The organism is Natrinema sp. CRL1 (assembly GCF_059162405.1).
Window position 1 is genome coordinate 280,525 of record NZ_JBLVOY010000004.1, and the last position, 16,318, is coordinate 296,842.

Annotated in this window: 12 protein-coding genes; 8 read left to right on the top strand and 4 right to left on the bottom strand. The window is 65.7% G+C overall.

Annotated features, from left to right (window positions below; genetic code table 11):
- Positions 1-302: 302 nt before the first annotated feature.
- On the top strand, positions 303-1,934 hold the full coding sequence (locus ACJYUO_RS15515) for a BCCT family transporter (protein WP_494346247.1): 1,632 nt from the start codon (positions 303-305) through the stop codon (positions 1,932-1,934).
- Between the two features lie 198 nt (positions 1,935-2,132).
- Here the strand turns inward: ACJYUO_RS15515 and samp2 are convergent, their stop codons facing one another.
- Both samp2 and ACJYUO_RS15525 read right to left on the bottom strand, forming a co-directional pair.
- On the bottom strand, positions 2,133-2,420 hold the full coding sequence (gene samp2, locus ACJYUO_RS15520) for a ubiquitin-like small modifier protein SAMP2 (protein ID WP_494346248.1): 288 nt from the start codon (positions 2,418-2,420) through the stop codon (positions 2,133-2,135).
- A gap of 57 nt (positions 2,421-2,477) precedes the next feature.
- Complete coding sequence (locus ACJYUO_RS15525) at positions 2,478-3,578, bottom strand: bactofilin family protein (protein WP_494346249.1); 1,101 nt, start codon at positions 3,576-3,578, stop codon at positions 2,478-2,480.
- A 163-nt stretch (positions 3,579-3,741) separates the two neighbouring features.
- Between ACJYUO_RS15525 and ACJYUO_RS15530 the strand changes: the two genes are divergently transcribed.
- Positions 3,742-4,734 (top strand): replication factor C small subunit, encoded by a 993-nt coding sequence (locus ACJYUO_RS15530; protein WP_494346250.1) that lies wholly within the window; start codon positions 3,742-3,744, stop codon positions 4,732-4,734.
- 17 nt (positions 4,735-4,751) lie between these two features.
- Here the strand turns inward: ACJYUO_RS15530 and ACJYUO_RS15535 are convergent, their stop codons facing one another.
- Positions 4,752-6,962 carry a GAF domain-containing protein gene (locus tag ACJYUO_RS15535; RefSeq protein WP_494346251.1) on the bottom strand — a complete coding sequence of 737 codons (2,211 nt, stop codon included), beginning with the start codon at positions 6,960-6,962 and terminating at the stop codon, positions 4,752-4,754.
- 178 nt (positions 6,963-7,140) lie between these two features.
- On the opposite strand from ACJYUO_RS15535, the gene alaS reads away from it, so the two are divergent.
- The 6 genes from alaS to ACJYUO_RS15565 all read left to right on the top strand — a co-directional run bounded on the left by alaS (position 7,141) and on the right by ACJYUO_RS15565 (position 13,956).
- Positions 7,141-9,918: an alanine--tRNA ligase gene (gene alaS, locus ACJYUO_RS15540; protein WP_494346252.1), complete on the top strand. Its 2,778-nt coding sequence runs from the start codon at positions 7,141-7,143 to the stop codon at positions 9,916-9,918.
- 78 nt (positions 9,919-9,996) lie between these two features.
- On the top strand, positions 9,997-10,779 hold the full coding sequence (locus ACJYUO_RS15545; RefSeq protein ID WP_494346253.1) for an alpha/beta fold hydrolase: 783 nt from the start codon (positions 9,997-9,999) through the stop codon (positions 10,777-10,779).
- 112 nt (positions 10,780-10,891) lie between these two features.
- Positions 10,892-12,145, top strand: a complete 1,254-nt coding sequence (locus ACJYUO_RS15550; RefSeq protein WP_494346254.1) for an AMP-binding protein — start codon at positions 10,892-10,894, stop codon at positions 12,143-12,145.
- A 128-nt stretch (positions 12,146-12,273) separates the two neighbouring features.
- Positions 12,274-13,011 (top strand): type 1 glutamine amidotransferase, encoded by a 738-nt coding sequence (locus tag ACJYUO_RS15555; protein WP_494346255.1) that lies wholly within the window; start codon positions 12,274-12,276, stop codon positions 13,009-13,011.
- A gap of 217 nt (positions 13,012-13,228) precedes the next feature.
- On the top strand, positions 13,229-13,507 hold the full coding sequence (locus tag ACJYUO_RS15560; protein ID WP_494346256.1) for a hypothetical protein: 279 nt from the start codon (positions 13,229-13,231) through the stop codon (positions 13,505-13,507).
- Positions 13,504-13,956, top strand: coding sequence for a type II toxin-antitoxin system VapC family toxin (locus ACJYUO_RS15565; protein WP_494346257.1), 453 nt, complete (start codon positions 13,504-13,506; stop codon positions 13,954-13,956). The genes ACJYUO_RS15560 and ACJYUO_RS15565 overlap by 4 nt, the downstream gene beginning before the upstream one ends.
- A gap of 153 nt (positions 13,957-14,109) precedes the next feature.
- On the opposite strand, the gene ACJYUO_RS15570 is transcribed toward ACJYUO_RS15565, so the two are convergent.
- A complete protein-coding gene (locus tag ACJYUO_RS15570; RefSeq protein WP_494346258.1) occupies positions 14,110-16,296 on the bottom strand; it encodes a (Fe-S)-binding protein in 2,187 nt (728 codons plus the stop codon).
- Positions 16,297-16,318: the final 22 nt, after the last annotated feature.

Sequence of the window (16,318 nt, forward strand, 5' to 3'; positions counted from 1 at the left end):
AGGAGTCCGACGTGCCGGCAGGCTCGTCCGACTCGAGCGCGCTCGTCTGCCGGGTCTCGTTTCGGCACTGAAATCGTCCGACGCGCTAACGTGTTCGGTCGTGTGTATAAAAGCGGCACCGATTATTAAGATAAACGTTGATTGATACACTTGCTATCTTACCCCGTGGTGCATGTCACCATGGAATGGAACGACGCGGAATCGGTGCCGTCGCGGGGCGACGGTGCGGTCGTCGGCCCGTCAGCGAGTATGACTGAATCGATCACGACCGGCGTTGTACCGCCACAGGCGCGTGATCCATCATGAGCGATACCGACCGCACGACCGACGAAACCGGACCGATCCGTACCTTTTTCGACGAACTCGATCCCGTCGTCTTCGGGGTCGGCTTCGTCGTCGCCGCGCTGATCGTCGTGGCGTTTCTCTTCCGGGAGGGTCGAACGCTCGAGATCATGGAGGGGACAAACGAGTTCCTGTGGACGAGTTTCGGCTGGGCGTACCTCGTGTCGATGTTCGCCCTCGTGGCGTTCGTATTGTACCTTATCTTCGGCCCGTGGGGCAATATCAAGCTGGGAGAGGACGACGAAGAGCCCGAATTCAGTTTCCTCGGGTATTTCGCGATGTTGTACTCCGCAGGGATCGCCGCCGGTATCGTCTTCTGGGGGCCAGCGGAGGCGATCTTCCACTATTCGACGCCCTCGCCGTTTTCGGGGGCCGAAGCCGAGTCGACGGGTGCCGCCGTCAGCGCGCTTCAGTACACGTTCTTCCACTGGGGGCTCTCGGCGTGGTCGGCGTACGTGATCGTGGCGATCCCGATCGCCTACTTCGCGTACCGCCGGGACGCGCCGCTGCGCATCTCGACGATCATCGGCCCGATCGTCGGGTTCGACAACCTCGACGGCCCGTGGGCGAAACTCGTGGACATCCTCGCTGTCTTCGCCACCATCGGCGGCATCGCGACGACGCTCGGACTGGTCGGCAACCAGTTCCTCGTCGGCCTCGAGTACGCCGCCGGGGTCTCCTTCGGCGACGCCGGCACGGTGCTCGTGATCACGGGACTGACGGTGGCCTTTACGATCTCGGTCGCGCTCGGCGTCGAGAAAGGAATCCGTCGCATCTCCTACTTCAACATGGGGCTGTTCGTCGTCCTGACGGTCGCGGCGTTCATCCTCGGGCCGACGGTGTACATCATGACCGTCGGCACCCAAGCGCTGGGGGCGTACATCAACGAGTTCATCTCGATGAGCTTCTTCATGGGCGCGAGCGAGACCGGCGGACAGGGTGCTGACGCCGGCTTCGTCGGCGCGTGGACCGTCTTCTACTGGGCATGGTGGTTCTCGTGGGCCCCGTTCGTCGGCCTCTTTATTGCCCGCATCTCCCGCGGGCGAACCGTCCGGCAGGTGGCCGCCACCGGCGTCGTCGCCTCGACGGCCATCACGATCCCGTGGTTCGCGACGATGGGCGGTACCTCGATCTTCCTGCAATCGAGCGGCCAGGCCGACATCCTCGGCACGCTCGAGGCCTGGGGCTTCGAGGAAGCCGTCGCCGGCTACCCGCTGTTCGAGGCGCTGCCGGCCGGCCAGTTGCTCACCGCCCTCTTCCTGGTGTTGGTGACGACCTTTTTCGTGACGTCGGCGGACTCCTCGACGCTCGCGCTGGGGATGCTCACCACCGGCGGCAAGGAGAAGCCGTCGACGATCAACCGGGTCATCTGGAGCGTTCTCATGGGGACGCTGGCCTCGCTGCTGATGGTCGCCGGCGGCACCGCCGCGTTACAACAGGCCGCGATCATCGCCGGCGGCCCCTTCGCGATCATCACGCTGCTCGCCGTCGGCGTCATGATCTGGGTCTTCGGTAGCCGTCGGGCGGTCTTCTTACGCGAGGAGGATCGATCGACCACTCCGACTGGCTCGGCCACCTCCGACGACGACTAACTCGAGCATCGGGCAGCGATACGATCGGCCTGCAGTCGCCGTTCGCGTTTCGTCTCGGATAGCCGCGATCCGAGACACTCACTGTGATCTCTCGTCTCCCGACAAACGGTACGCACAGTAGAGAGATCTCGAGCCGGTTGGGAGACGAAACGCGAACCAGTTCGCGACTCGGTCGTATCGCTGCGTGACCCGCCGACCTTACCCGCCCTTGATCAGCCGGAGGACCGTCACGTGGTCGCTCTCGACGGGCTGATCCTCGGGAACCGGGCGACCGTCGACGAGGACACTGACCTCGTGGGGGCTCAGATCGACCTCGCACAGCAGGTCCGCGTAGGTCGGCGTCGGATCGTCGGGACCGCTGGTATCGTCGGCATCGGCCTCACCGACCCCGCCAGCGGTGTCAGCGCTGGCGGCCGCGGCTCCCGCCACCGCCTCGAGATCGAGTTCGTAGGTGTCCTCGCCCTTGACGTCGACGGTGACGTGCATACCTCGCCTTGCGCGAGCGCGGCCTTGAGCGCATCGCTCGAGGTCGGGCGGCCCGCCTCAGTCGGCGGTCCGCTCATCAGGACCGGGACCGACGGGGCGTTCCTGTTCGCGATTTCGGGCGGTCCGCCAGTGGCCGACCAGTCCGCGAACGAGCGCGCCGAGGCCGAGCAGGAGGACGAGCAGGTTGATCGCGTCGCCGACGATCGGGATCGGGAGCCGACCGAGGGCGGCACCGGCGACCAGCCCGACGACGAGCGCGAGCCAGCGGTTGCCGAGGCCGACCAGCGAGAGGAGCCACGCGGCGATGGCGAAGCGACCGTAGATGACGCCGATCCAGAGCAACAGGCCGAACGCGAAGCCGCCGACCAGCGACAGCGGGAGGCCAACGACGGTGATCGCGAGCGCGACCAAGAGCACGGGAACCCCGATCAGGACACCCAGTCCGACCAGCCCGGAGCGGAGCGGGCCCGACGCGACGCGGTCGGCGACGCCGTCGGAGAACCGCGGGAACAGCGCGAGCAACACGGCCCCGACCAGCAGGTTCACCGCGAGGACGTAGGCCGCGAACAGCCACGACGCGAACGGTTGGACCGTCGGCGCGACGTCGACGCCGAGCGAGGAATCCTCCACGATCTCGCCCGCGACCGCGTCGGTGTTGCCCTCGAGGTCGCCGTCGTAGCGCAGATCGCCCGCGATCGACGCGCCTTCGCCCAGTCGGATCGTCTCGGCCCCGATTTCGGCGTCACCCTCGATCGTCCCGTCGATCGTCGCGCTCCCGACGCCGGCCATCACGCTCCCGCCGACGGTGCCCGACTCGGTGATCGTGAGACTCCCCGCACCGGTCTCGACGTCGCCGTCGACGGTGCCGGCGACGGTCACGCTCCCGCCGGCGGCCTCGAGGTCGCCGCCGACCTCGCCCGTGGTTTCGATCCGCACGTCGCCCCCGACGGCGCTGACGTCGCCGGTGACGGTGCCGCGGACGATGACGCTCCCGCCAAACGCCTCGAGGCTGTCGACCGTTTCGCCCTCCTCGACGACGACCGTGCCGCCGGTCTGCCCGTCAGTCTGTGCCGCCACCGTCGCCGGGACGGTCCCACAGATCACGAGGACGACCAGCGCCGCGACGGCGAGCCGCGATAGTGTGTGTTTTGCAACCATTGCGGGTAGTCCTTCCTCGAGCAGGGTGTAAAAGCCGCCACCACGGCTTCCGCGCCCGAAACCGTCAGGTTCGGTGACCGGTTCGAGATGGGACCGACCCGCGGCCGCTCTTTCGGGGAGCGACCTTCGGGCGATTTATCTTTCGGCCGCACCTTCGGCCGGTATGAGCGAGGCCGACGCCGAGGCGGCGGAGCCCACACCCGGGAAGACCGAAGTCTGGATCGAAAAGTATCGCCCGGAACGGCTCGACGAGATCAAGGGCCACGAGAACATCGTCCCGCGACTCCAACGCTACGTCGAACAGGACGACCTGCCCCACCTCATGTTCGCGGGGCCGGCCGGTACCGGCAAGACTACCGCCGCACAGGCGATCGCACGCGAGGTCTACGGCGACGACTGGCGCGAAAACTTCCTCGAGTTGAACGCCTCCGACCAGCGCGGGATCGACGTCGTCCGCGACCGGATCAAAGACTTCGCGCGCTCTTCCTTTGGCGGCTACGACCACCGCATCATCTTCTTGGACGAGGCCGACGCGCTGACCTCTGACGCCCAGTCCGCGCTCCGCCGGACGATGGAGCAGTTCTCCAACAACACGCGATTTATCCTCTCGTGTAACTACTCGAGCCAGATCATCGACCCCATCCAATCTCGCTGTGCGGTCTTTCGCTTTACCGAACTGACCGACGACGCCATCGAGGCGCAGGTCCGTGAGATTGCCGCCGATCAGGACATCGCGGTCACTGACGACGGCGTCGACGCGCTGGTCTACGCGGCCGACGGCGACATGCGGAAGGCGATCAACGCCCTGCAGGCCGCCGCGGTGATGGGCGAGACCGTCGACGAGGAGACCGTCTTCGCGATCACCGCGACCGCTCGCCCGGAGGAGGTCGAGGCGATGGTCGACCACGCCATCGAGGGCGACTTCACCGCCGCCCGCGCCGCCTTGGAGGACCTGCTGACCGAGCGGGGCCTCGCCGGCGGCGACGTCATCGACCAACTCCACCGCTCCGCCTGGGAGTTCGATATCCCCGAGCAGGCCACCGTCCGCTTGCTCGAGCGCCTCGGCGAGGTAGACTTCCGGATCACCGAGGGCGCGAACGAACGCCTGCAACTCGAGGCAATGCTGGCGTCGCTGGCGCTCGACGAAGACAGCTAACGGCTACCGATCGCTTTTCACGCGTCAGTTTCGTCTCTGTCGCCGACGCCGCGGAACGCGAACGCGACGCGATCGTCGTCCTCGGCGACCCCGACGCTCCAGCCGTGAGCGTCGGTGATGCGCTCGACGGTGCCGAGCCCGAACCCGGTGCCGTCGGCCGCGGCCAATCGGCCGAGAACGGGGTTCGTCTCGATCCCGTCGTCGACCGTCGCGGCGTCGCCGTCGGGGCTGTGCCGGGCGACGTAGAAGCCGTCGTCGGTCGCGCCGACGGTGACAATCGAGGCGTCGCTGCCCGTGCCGTCCGCTCCGGTTCCGGTGTCGGAAACATCGTTCTCCGCGTCCCCGATGACCGTCTGCAGCAGGTGTTCGAACAGTTCTCGCAGCCGCGCTTTGTCCGCCTCGAGCACGCGATCGTTCGCCGCCCGAGTGACGAGCCGCGCGTCGCCGGTGTCGACGGCGACCCACGCCCGCCGTGCGACGTCGTGGACGGCGACGGGTTCGGTCTCGACGAGCACGTCGTCCTGCCGAGCGATCGCGACCAGTTGATCGACGAGTTCCCGGAGCCGCTCCTGTGCGTCGTCGACCTCCGCGAAGTGCTCCGGGTCGCCGGTCTCGGCGGCCAACTCGAGGTAGCCCCGGGCGACGTTCAGCGGGGTTCGCACGTCCTCGTCGACCAGGTCCGCGATCGTCTCGAGGCGCGCTTCGGCGGCGGCCGCCTCCCGCTCCCGCCGATTCACCTCGGTCACGTCGCTGTAGACGATCAGCCCCTCGGGGTTGTGGTCGGGCGATTGTGCCGTCCCGTCTTCGCCGGACGCCGCGGCTCCGGTCGCGCCCGCCTCGACAGGTACCAGCGTCAGCAGGAACTCGCGAACGCCGTCGGCGGTCTCCCGGCGACTGACGAACTGGCGGCGCTCGCCCGCTCGCAGCGACTCGAGCAGGGTCGCCCGCCGGGTCTCGAGGCCCGGCGGGACGGTGTCCTCGTCGACGGGCGCGCCGACGATCGCCTCGGGATCGGTGCCGAAGACCTCGGCGAAGGTGTCGTTGACCGTTCGGACGATCGGCCGCCCGTCATCGATCTCGTATCGAACTGCCGGCTCCGGCACGTTCGCGAACAGGGCCCGGAGGCGGTCGCGTTCGGCTGCCACCCGGTCGCGCTCGGCGGCGATCTCGTCCCGGTCGTTCGCTGCTCGATCCCGTTCGTCTGCGAGCCGATCGCGCTCCTGGCGTAGTCGGTCGCGCGCCGTGGCGCGGTTCGCGTCTGTGTCGATCCGCTCGAGGACCGCAGCGGCTGCGTGACACCACGTCGAGAGCAGGTCGCAGTCGCCCTCATCGAACGCTGCCGTCTCTCTGGCGGCAATCTGTAGAATACCCACGTCGCCGACCGGAACACAGCACAGCGACGCGGTCTCCTCGAGCGGGGCCGCCAGCCGGTCGTCGGCCGCGAGATCGTCGATCCGCAGCGCCTTGCCCGTTCGGAGGACATCGCCGAGCGGCCCCTCGCGCGACAGCGCCTCGAGGTCGCCGTCCGACACCGCCGGTGCCGTCGCTCGCGGCGCGAACTCCCCGAAGTGAACCGTCGACAGCCAACAGGCCTCGCGCTCGAGGGCGTCGACCGCGCTCGCGACCACCAGTTCGAAGAGCCGGTCCCGATCGCGACAGGCAGCCAGTTCGGGGACCGCCTCGAGGAGCCGGGCCGCCGGGTCGCTCGAGTCGGCCGGATCGGTGTTCGATTCCCCCTGCTCGCCGCCAATCGCGATCGCGTCGTTCGCGCTGTCTACCTCTGGTTCCGTCCCGGCCTCGGCGTCGGCGGCCGTTGTCTTCTCCCCACGGCAGACCCACTCGATCTCGTCGACGAGGTGTGCGACGGCATCGCCGGTCTCGCGGCGGACGTAGCCGTCGATCCCGCCGGTCGACCGCGCCGCTGCCGGCGCGAATGACGACTCGGTAAAGAGGATCACGGGCGTCGCGCCGCAGGCGTCGACGACCTCGAGCAGCGTCGAGCCGGCCGCCGTCGTCGGCGTCTCGGCGAAGACCACGCAGTCGGCGTCCGGCGCCCAACTCCGAACCCGCTCGACCGCAGTGACGGCGTGGACCGACCGCTTCGGACCCGACGGATGTGCCTCGAGTTCCACAGCGCCGTCGCTCGCGGCCCGCTCCGAGCCGGCTACGTAGAGTACCGTCCGCGGTCGCGGATTCGCCGGTGCGTTCGTCGTCCCGTCGTCGTTCACGTGTCTGTATTGCGTGATTCTCCGCCGCGGTAAAACGGTATCCCCGATATCGATCGGTGAGCCGTCCCTCGCGAGAGGCGGCGTTCGCGATCGTCTCGCTCGGAGTCGCGTCCGACGATGGTTTCGCCGATGGCCGTTGCGGAACTGTTTTACGCGCTGCAGGGCCAATAGACGCGTAATGAGCGAACTGGCGGAGGAATACCGCCTCGAGTACTTCGAGGAGGAAGGGTTCGAGCGCAAGGAGTGCCCGGAGTGTGGCGCGCACTTTTGGACGCGCGACCACAATCGGGTGACCTGCGGTGAGCCGCCCTGCGAGGAGTACGGCTTCATCGACAACTCGGGCTTCGACGACTCGTACAGCCTGACCGAGATGCGCGAGGCCTTTCTCTCTTACTTCGAGGCCAACGACCACGAGCGAATCGATCCCTATCCGGTCGCGGCGAACCGCTGGCGCGACGACGTCTTGCTGACCCAAGCGTCGATCTACGACTTCCAGCCGCTTGTCACCAGCGGCGAGACGCCACCGCCGGCGAACCCCCTGACGGTCTCTCAGCCCTGCATCCGGATGCAGGACATCGACAACGTCGGCAAGACCGGACGACACACGATGGCCTTCGAAATGATGGCCCACCACGCGTTCAACACGCGCGAAGACGTCGAAGAAGACGAGTACGCCTACCACGGCGAGGTCTACTGGAAGGACCACACCGTCGAACTCTGTGACGGCTTCTTCGACTCGATGGGCGTCGACCTCGACGAGGTCATCTACATCGAGGACCCGTGGGTCGGCGGCGGCAACGCCGGTCCCGCCATCGAGGTCATCTACCGCGGCGTCGAACTCGCCACGCTGGTCTTCATGTCGATGGAACAGGACCCGGACGGCGAGTACGAGATGAAAGACGGAAACCGCTACAGCCCGATGGACACCTACATCGTCGACACCGGCTACGGGCTCGAGCGGTGGACGTGGGTCTCCCAAGGGACCCCGACCGTCTACGAGGCGGTCTACCCCGACATGATCGCCTTCCTGAAGGAGAACGCGGGTCTTGAGCACACTGACGACCAAGAGGCGCTCGTCCATCGGGCCGCCAAACTCGCGGGCCACATGGACATCGACGAGGCCGAGGACATGGAGACCGCCCGCAGCGAGATCGCCGCCGAACTCGATGTCGACGCGGCCGAACTCGAGGACCTGATGGAACCCCTCGAGGACATCTACGCGATCGCCGATCACTGTCGCACCCTCGCCTACATGCTCGGCGACGGCATCGTCCCGTCGAACGTCGGGACCGGCTACCTCGCGCGGATGGTCCTCCGACGCACCAAGCGGCTCTGTGACACCGTCGGCGTCGACGCGCCGCTCGACGAACTCGTCGACATGCAGGCAGAACGTCTCGAGTACGAGAACCGCGACACGATCCGGGATATCGTCCGTACCGAGGTCGAGAAGTATCGCGAGACGCTCGAGCGGGGCGGCCGCCGGGTGGAGACGCTCGCCGAAGAGTACGCGAAGAAAGGCGAGCCGATTCCCACGGACGAGTTGATCGAACTCTACGACTCCCACGGCATCCAACCCGATATGGTCGCCGAGATCGCCGCGGAGACGGGCGCGGACGTCGAGATTCCCGACGATTTCTACAGCCTCGTCGCGAAGCGCCACGACACGCCCGAGGCGGTCGCCGAGGTCGAGGACGAGGAAGACGAGCGCTTCGAGGATCTCCCGGAGACGGAGAAACTCTACTACGACGATCAGGAGCGAACCCAGTTCGAGGCGGTCGTGCTCGACGTCTTCGAGCGCGAGGACGGCTACGACGTCGTCTTGGACCAGACGATGTTCTACCCCGAAGGCGGGGGCCAGCCGGCCGACACGGGGACGCTCTCGACCGACGATACGACCGTCGAAGTCACCGATGTCCAGATCGAGGACGGCGTCATCCTCCACCGGACCGACGAGGACCCCGGTAAGGGCGAACTGGTCAACGGGCAAGTCGACGGCGGCCGACGCCGGCAGCTCATGCGCCACCACACGGCGACTCACATCGTCATCCACGCCGCACGACAGGTACTCGGCGAACACATCCGGCAAGCCGGTGCCCAGAAGGGCGTCGACTCCTCGCGGATCGACGTTCGACACTACGATCGGATCTCCCGCGAGGACGTCAAGCGGATCGAGCAACGGGCAAACGAGATCGTGATGGACAACACGCAGGTCACCCAGGAGTGGCCCGACCGCCACGACGCCGAAGCCGAACACGGCTTCGACCTCTATCAGGGCGGCATCCCACCGGGCGAGCAGATCCGCCTGATCACCGTCGACGAGGACGTCCAAGCCTGCGGTGGCACCCACGTTGCTCGCACCGGCGACATCGGTGCGATCAAGGTCCTGAACACCGAGCGAGTGCAAGACGGCGTCGAGCGAATTACCTTCGCCGCCGGCGAGGCCGCCATCGAAGCGACTCAGATCAAAGAAGACGCGCTGTACGAGGCCGCTGCAATCCTCGACGTCTCGCCCGAAGACGTGCCCGAGACCGCCGAACGGTTCTTCGACGAGTGGAAGGCTCGAGGCAAGGAGATCGAAGACCTCACGGAACAACTCGCCGAGGCCCGCGCCGGCGGCGGTGGCGGCGGCGAGGAAGTCGATATCGGCGAGACGACGGCCGTCATCGACCGGATCGACGCGGATATGGGCGAACTCCGCGCGACGGCGAACGCCCTCGTCGAGGAGGGCAAGATCGCAGTGCTGGGCAGCGGCGAGAGCGGTGCCCAGTTCGTCGTCGCGGTGCCCGACGACGTGGGCGTCAACGCCGGCGATGTCGTCGGCGAGCTTGCATCCAAGGTCGGCGGCGGCGGCGGCGGCCCGCCGGACTTCGCGCAGGGCGGCGGTCCCAACGTCGAGGATTTGGACGCGGCGCTCGAGGACGCCCCGGACGTGTTGCGGCAGATCCTGAACGCCTGATTCGGCGGCCCCGCTGGTCGCCGATCGCGCGAGTCGAAATCAGCCCCTTCTTTCAGCGCTCGTCCCGTCGATTCTCCCATGCCGACTGCTTCGAACGGATCGGTCTCGCTGTACTACGACCGCTCCGGCGACGGCGACCCCGTGGTCTTCGTTCCCGAGGCCGGCCTCGGCGGCTGGCTCTGGGGCTGGCAACACGCCGCCATCGCCGGCCCCCACGAGGCCGTCGTCTGGGACCTCCGGGGCACCGGCCGCTCCGATGCACCGCCCGGCCCCTACACCCTCGAGACGCTCGTCGACGACCTCGAGGCGGTACTGGCTGACTGCGAGATAACTAACGCCCACCTCGTCGGCTGCGGGCTCGGCGGGGCGATCGCGCTGTCGGCGGCTCGGACCTCGAGTCGCGTCGAGACGCTGACGCTGTTCGGAACGGCGTCTCGAGGTGCCGAGTTCGACCTCGAGCCCCTCTTTGCGTCGCCGGACGACCCCGATGCGCTCCGGGAGTCGCTCGAGGCGGGGCTCTCGGCCGAATTTCGCGAGGCCCAACCCGACGCAGTCGAGGGAATCGTCGACTGGCGAGCCGACGGCGACGCCGACCGGGCGGGCTGGTCGGCACAGGTCGCGGCGCTCGAGGGGTTCGATGCGACCGAGTGGGTGGTCGAGGTAACCCAGCCGACACAAGTGATCCACGGCGGCGCGGACGAACTGGTATCGCCTGCGGCCGGACAGGAACTGGTTCGCGGGCTTCCGCGCGGGGAGTTCAGGACGCTCGAGGAGGCGGGCCATCTCGCCTTCGTCGAGCGCTCGCGGACGGTCAACGATCTATTGCTGGGCTTTCTCGCGGAGCATACGGACGACGATTAAATCGATTCATCGCTCTCACCCACCGCCTCTCCCGTTCTGTGGCCCGTCGTCGCATCTCGTGCTTGCGATTGCCTCCCGATCCACTACGTACTCGAGCGTGGGAGGTCCCGTCGTGACCCGCTCGCTGGCTCGCCGGGCCGAGCAGTTCCCGGATCGGACGGCGGTCGTCGATATCTCCGAGCAGCGGCTGTACGCGCCGGCGGAGACGATCGACGAGGATCGGGTTTCCTACAATGACCTCTCGACGATCGCGACGCGGACGGCCGAACGGCTCGCGGCGCTGGACATCGGTCCGGAGGACACCGTCTGTCTCGTCACGCGTAACAGAGTCGCCGCGCTCGCGCTGTTTTTCGCTTGCCGGCGACTCGGCGCGACGTTCGCGCCGATTTCGCACCTGCTGACACCGGCCTCCGTCGAACGCCCGTTCGACGTCCTCGAGCCCGATCTGGTCGTCTCGGAGGCGGCCCAACGGGATCTGGTGCGATCGATTCCGTTCGACCGAACGGTGACACTCGAGGAACTCGCTGATGCCGACCGCGTCGATATCGATCTCGACGAACAGCACGCAGCGGCGGGCGACAACCCGCTACTGGCTCTCCACGGCGAGGCGGGGCGTCCGATCGCCGGCTATTCGGCGGCGGCCGTCGAGCGCAACTGCACCACAGCCGCCGCGGCGTGGGGGCTCGCCGCGAACGATATCGTCCCACTGACCACGCGGCTGTCGACCGTCGACGGACTTGTCCGCACCGCGTTGTCGGTGCTACACGTCGGCGGCACGCTCTTGCTCGATCGCGCGTTCGACCCCGGCGACGCGCTCGCCGCGATCGAGGCCGAGGCGGCGACGTTCCTGCCCGGCCGGGAAACGGCTCTTCGCGATCTCGCCGCCGAGTCCGGGTTCGCCGCCGCCGTCGACTCGCTCGAGCGAGTGGTCTGTGCGGCCCCGGTCGCCGAGGACGTGGTCGGGGCCTACCGCGACCAGGGGATTTCGGTCGCGCGGGTCTACGGCCGCCTCGAGTGTCCGACCGCCCTGAGTCAGGCGTTCGAGGCGGGGAAGGCGGCGATCGAACCCGACACCGACGGAACGGCCGTCGGGACGCCGGTACCGGACTGCCGCGCTCGATTGGTCGACGACGAGGGAGAGGTCCTCGAGGGCGCGGTCGAGGGCCGGCTGCAGCTTTCGGGCCCTCTGGTCGCGGACGGGTACGTACCACCTACCGGAACCGACGATGAGAACTGGTACGAACCCGCCGAACTCGAGAGCGACGAATACGACGAGAGCCGCGACCGCGGTCGGTTCGCGGACGGCTGGTTCCACACCGACGACCGGTTTCGCCGGGACGAGGACGGTACCTACGTCCTGCTCTGACGCCCAGTGGTCGTACCCGGTTTCCGTTCGCTCGATGGAGAGACGGCACTCGAACGAGCCGTCCGCGGTCGCGGCAACGACGGCGCAGGGCGGAACACCTATTCCCATTGAGTCGCCACTAGGTGCCAATGAGTCAACTCCGAATCGCCGTCCTGAACGCGGCCCATCAGGACGAGAACACGACGCGGAACTTCCGCCGCGAACTCGACGCTTCGCTCGCCGAATTCGACGCCACCAACGGCGCGGTCCCCGACGATTTCGCATACGACGGGGCCGTCGTCACCGGCTCCCGATCGTCGGTCTACTGGGACGAAGACTGGATGGAGCCCATCAAGGAGTGGGTCGGCGAGGCGATCGATCGCGGCGTCCCCTTCCTCGGGGTCTGTTGGGGCCACCAGCTCCTGGCCGACGTCCTCGGCGGCACCGTCGAAGATATGGGCGTCTACGAGGTCGGCTACAGCGAGATCGACCGGCTCGGCGACTCGCGGCTGTTCGAGGGGATCGACGAGCGGTTCCTCTCCTTTACCAGCCACTCCGACGCGGTCACCACCCTCCCACCCGGTGCCGAGCCTCTCGCCGAAAACGACTACTCGAACCACGGCTTCCGCAAGGACCGGGTCTTCGGCGTCCAGTTCCACCCCGAGTACGACACCAAGACCGCCCGCGAACTCGTCCACCGGAAGGAACTCTCCGACGAGCGCCTCGAGTCGATCCTCGGCGAGATCACCGAAGCGAACTATCAGCGGGCCTGCGAGGCGAAACTGGTCTTCGACAACTTCCTCGAGTTCGTCCGAGAGGTGCGGGCGGACGGGGTCGATTCCGGGGCCGACAATCGGACTGCGACTCGAGTTGGCCGCTCCGACTGACTAGCCGGTTTCCCTCCGATTTCTATAGTAGCCACTGCAAGTCAGTGCACACCTGATCGCACGATAGCTGTGCGATCAGTGTGTAACTAGTTGCAGTTGTTACTATCTCTGCTCGAACGTCATTCGATAGCGACTGTCGCGTTCTGAGTTCGTCTGTCGGAAGACATTGCCCGTAGCGGGAGAACAGTTTTCTCAGTGGAGTCCGCTACTAGCACATATGAGTACCTCGATCAAAGTCACAGATGTCACGAAATCATACCTCGAGGAGCTTCAAGCAGAGATTCGCCTCGAAACGGGAACGAACGTGACTCAACAGGACCTCCTCGAACGGATCGTTACGAACACGTACGAATCGAAAGACGAGATAATTGATTCGTATCGGGACGATTTCGAGCCACTGTCGGAGGACGAAATCGATCGATGGCTGTCCGGAACCGTCGACTCAGGTATCGAAACGACCGAAGAAGACATCGATGAGGTTCTGTACGGCGAATGAGCGTATTTATCGACACTGGCGTTTTCTTCGCGCAGCATGATAGTGCCGCAGCGAGACATGAAGCGGCAGCCAATGCAATGCAGACAGTCCTCGCAGGCAGTCTCGGCCGTCCATACACGAGCGACTACGTGATCGACGAAGCGATCACGCTTACCCGGAAACGAACGGGTAGCTACGACGCCGCGTGGACTATCGGACAGCGAATCCTGGGCCGTGGTGGATACCCGGATCGGATCGAACGACAGCAGACGACACCAGAACTGTTCGAGGAGACGCTCGAAACGTTCGAGAACTATCGAGATCATTCGCTCAGTTTCACGGACGCGAACACGATCGCGATCGTCGAGCGGGACGGTATCGATTCCGTTCTCAGCTTCGACGACGACTTCGACGGGCTCGTCGATCGGATCGACCCGACGATGATCAGCGACAACTACAGTAGCCACTGAAACGATTTACACACTGATCGCGACGCGGTCGTGCGATCAGGTGTGCACTGACTTTCAGTGGCTACTATAGCGGTACTACTGTTCGAATTTTCCGTTCGACTGACCCACAAAACGAATCCGATTCGTCGGCTACCGGACCGATCGGAATATCGATCAGTCCGCGGTGACTTCGACCTGTGCCTCGTCGGCCTTGCCGATCGCCTCGACGATGAGTTCGGCCACGTCGACGACTTCGATCTCCTCTTCGTAGCCGCCGGTCTTGCGGCCGTCCTCGTACATCGTCATGCACATCGGACAGGCGACGACGAACTTCTCGACGCCGCTGCCGGCGTCGGTGTCCTCGAGCGCTTCGCGGAGGCGTTCCTCGCTGGGCTTTGGCTCTTCTTCGAAGTCCATCCAGAGACCGCCACCGCCGCCGCCACAGCAAAAGGAGTTGCTGCGGTTGCGGGGCATCTCGTCTAAGGTACAGCCGGTTGCTTTGATGAGTTCGCGCGGGGCCTCGTATTCGTCGTTGTACCGGCCGAGGTGACACGGATCGTGGTAGGTAACCGTGTAGTCGAGCTCGGTTCCGCTCAGGTCGAGTTTACCTTCCTCGACGAGTTCTTCGACGGCCTGGGTCCAGTGGTAGACGTCGATCTCGCCGTCTTCGTTCCACTGCTCCTCGTAGTCGAAGGGCATCATCGGGTCGTCGGCGAACTCGTCGAAGTTGACCTCGGGATACTCGTTTTTGAACGTGTTGTAGGAGTGGGGGTCCGTACAGACGATCTTGTCGAACTCGCAGTCCTCCCAGGTCTCGACGTGGTGGCCGGCCAGTTCGACGTAGAGCAGTTCCTCGCCGACCCGCCGGATGTCGTTGCCGTCGAACTTCTCGTCGTCGAAGAGAATGCCGAAGCTGACGTCGGCCTCCTTCAGAATCGTGGCCAGCGAGCGGGCGACCTGCTTGTTGCGCTCGTCGTAACTCGGGAAGTCGCCGACGTACCAGAGGTAGTCGACTTCCTCCTCGCGGGCGTCGGTGACATCGAACTCGAGTTCGTCGGCCCAGTCGCCGCGATTGCGCGGCGAGTCGCCGAAGGTGTTGCCGTTTTGCATGACGTTCTGGAAGACGTCTTGCATGCTCGAGGAGACGTCGCCCTGATCGGTCAGCTGGCGGTTGAGCCGGGTGAAGCTCTTGAGGTGTTCGATTTCGACGGGGCAGGCGTCCATACAGGCCATACAGGCCATACAGGAGTCCATCGTTTCGGAGTCGATCACCGAGGTGCCGCCGTCGGCGACGATCGGTTGTTCCTCGCCGCCGGCGTCGAGGTCCTCCCGATAGGATTTCAGGTCGAGGATGACGTTCCGCGGATCGAGCGGGCGGTCCGAGGCCTTGGCGGGACAGACCGAGGAACAGCGACCGCACTTGGTACAGGCGTCCTGATCGAGGATCTCCTTCCAGGTGAAGTCGTCGATGGATTCGGCATTGGTCGCGTCCAGATCCGAGGGGACGTTCGGCAGGCGCTTGCCGGCCTTCTGGTCCCGCGTGACAACGTTCGCAAAGGAGGAGATCATGTGGAACGGCTTGGCGTAGGGGATCCACGCGATGAAGAAGAAGGCGATCAGCGAGTGGGACCACCAGGCGAGCCAGTGGAGGTTCTCGACGTTCAGGCCGGCCCCGTTGAGGCCGGCCTGTTCGGGCCCGAGCGTCGGAAGACCGATCGCGTCGAAGCCCAGTGCCATGCCGTAGGAGACGAAGCTGACGATTTCGTAGTCGGGAATTCCAGCGCTGTAGACCCGCAGCCCCTCGAGCAGGAAGCCACCGATACCGAGCGCGAACAGCGTCCAGATGAAGAGATCGTCCTCGCTCGAGGTGTGGCGGTCCCAGAGGCGGTGGTTACGAACCCAGTAGCGCCGGTACATCGCCATCCCGATGCCGACGACGAAGAGCAGGCCCATCGCGTCGACCATGAACTGGTAGGCGAGGTAGAAGTCGCCTTTCCAGAACGAAAAGCCGAGCAACTTCTGGGCGGCGTACTCGTCGACCATCAGAATGGTCGTCGCGATAAACAGCGTCAGGAAGCCCCAGAGAATAAACGAGTGCATTAGGCCGCCGTAGAGGTCCCTGTTGAACTGTTTCTCGTTCGAGAGCGCGATTTTGGCCGCGCTCACAATGCGGGTTTGCAGATCGTTCAGACGAGGGAACGAATCGTCGTCGCCCTGTGCGTAGCGGGCGAACCGCCGGTAAACGCCATAGGTAAAGACGGCGATGGCGGTAAACGCGAGGAGGTAAAACACCGCGTATTCCACGCTGGTGATCCCCCAGTATGTTTCCCTCGCAACGTCTGACTGTGCTAGCGCGTGCATGTCCATTAGAGGGGGAGGGCTG